The sequence below is a fragment of the Flavobacterium rhamnosi genome (assembly GCF_048286515.1).
Classification (GTDB): Bacteria; Bacteroidota; Bacteroidia; order Flavobacteriales; family Flavobacteriaceae; genus Flavobacterium.
This window is the reverse complement of the sequence record NZ_JBLVPS010000054.1, coordinates 1-1,637: the sequence shown is the minus strand read 5'-3', so window position 1 is coordinate 1,637 and position 1,637 is coordinate 1. Positions and strand designations below refer to the sequence as shown.

The 1,637-nt window shown below is 44.5% G+C and carries 2 tRNA genes and 1 rRNA gene; all 3 read right to left on the bottom strand.

Features of this window, described 5'->3' with window-relative positions:
• A 23S ribosomal RNA gene (locus ACNQGN_RS18885) occupies window positions 1-1,204 on the bottom strand; the annotation flags it as partial.
• A 127-nt stretch (window positions 1,205-1,331) separates the two neighbouring features.
• Window positions 1,332-1,405: transfer RNA gene (locus tag ACNQGN_RS18880), tRNA-Ala, on the bottom strand.
• A 91-nt stretch (window positions 1,406-1,496) separates the two neighbouring features.
• Window positions 1,497-1,570, bottom strand: a tRNA-Ile gene (locus ACNQGN_RS18875).
• Window positions 1,571-1,637 lie beyond the last annotated feature (67 nt).

Below are 1,637 nucleotides of genomic sequence, written 5' to 3'. Positions count from 1 at the left end.
AATAGGTAATCCATAGCTTCGGTAATATACTTATGCCCGATTATTATCCATGCTCGTCCGCTCGACTAGTGAGCTGTTACGCACTCTTTAAATGAATGGCTGCTTCCAAGCCAACATCCTAGCTGTCTGGGCAGACAAACCTCGTTCTTTCAACTTAGTATATATTTGGGGACCTTAGCTGATGGTCTGGGTTCTTTCCCTCTCGGACTTGGACCTTAGCACCCAAGCCCTCACTGTTAGTGAACATTATATAGCATTCGGAGTTTGTCAGGAATTGGTAGGCGGTGAAGCCCCCGCATCCAATCAGTAGCTCTACCTCTATATAACTTTATAACTAACGCTGCACCTAAATGCATTTCGGGGAGTACGAGCTATTTCCGAGTTTGATTGGCCTTTCACCCCTACCCACAGGTCATCCGAAGACTTTTCAACGTCAACCGGTTCGGTCCTCCACTGTGTGTTACCACAGCTTCAACCTGCCCATGGGTAGATCACACGGTTTCGCGTCTAACACTACTGACTAAAGCGCCCTATTCAGACTCGCTTTCGCTACGGATCCGTGGCTTAACCACTTATCCTTGCCAGCAACGTTAACTCGTAGGCTCATTATGCAAAAGGCACGCCGTCACCCCACTAAAGGGCTCCGACCGCTTGTAAGCGTATGGTTTCAGGATCTATTTCACTCCGTTATTCACGGTTCTTTTCACCTTTCCCTCACGGTACTGGTTCACTATCGGTCTCTCAGGAGTATTTAGCCTTAGCGGATGGTCCCGCCAAATTCAGACAGGATTTCTCGTGTCCCGCCCTACTCAGGATACCACTATCGTTATCTTCTATTACTTATACAGGGCTATCACCTTCTTTGGCTCTACTTTCCAGTAGATTCTAATTCTATCCGCAACAAATAACGTGGTCCTACAACCCCAACATTGCCGTAACAACATTGGTTTGGGCTAATCCGCGTTCGCTCGCCACTACTTACGGAATCACTTTTGTTTTCTTCTCCTCCGCCTACTTAGATGTTTCAGTTCAGCGGGTTTGCCCACCTATCGGTGTACTATGTCTTCAACATAGTGGGTTGCCCCATTCGGGTATCTACGGATCAATTCGTGTGTGCCAATCCCCGTAGCTTTTCGCAGCTTATCACGCCCTTCATCGCCTCTGAGAGCCAAGGCATCCCCCATACGCCCTTATTTTGCTTATTGTACCAACATTCAATTAAGAATGCCGTTTCTTTTACTTGTCTAATGATAAACAAGCAAAAAATGCTTTCTACTTTTTATTATTTTCTTATCTCAATATGTCAATGAACTTATATCCTTTCGGATCTGTGGAGAATAACGGAGTCGAACCGTTGACCTCCTGCGTGCAAGGCAGGCGCTCTAGCCAGCTGAGCTAATCCCCCATTTCTAATCTTAAATTATGAATGTTGAACTTTGAATTAATGAATTCATACTCATACTTCTAAAATTTCCTTTTTTTTAAGTCTAAAATAGTTGTCTCGGACAGACTCGAACTGTCGACCCCTACATTATCAGTGTAGTACTCTAACCAGCTGAGCTACGAGACACTCTTATTCTTAAATGGTATTATTTGAACTAACAGCAAGAGTAATAAAATGTCCTTATTTGTTTCCA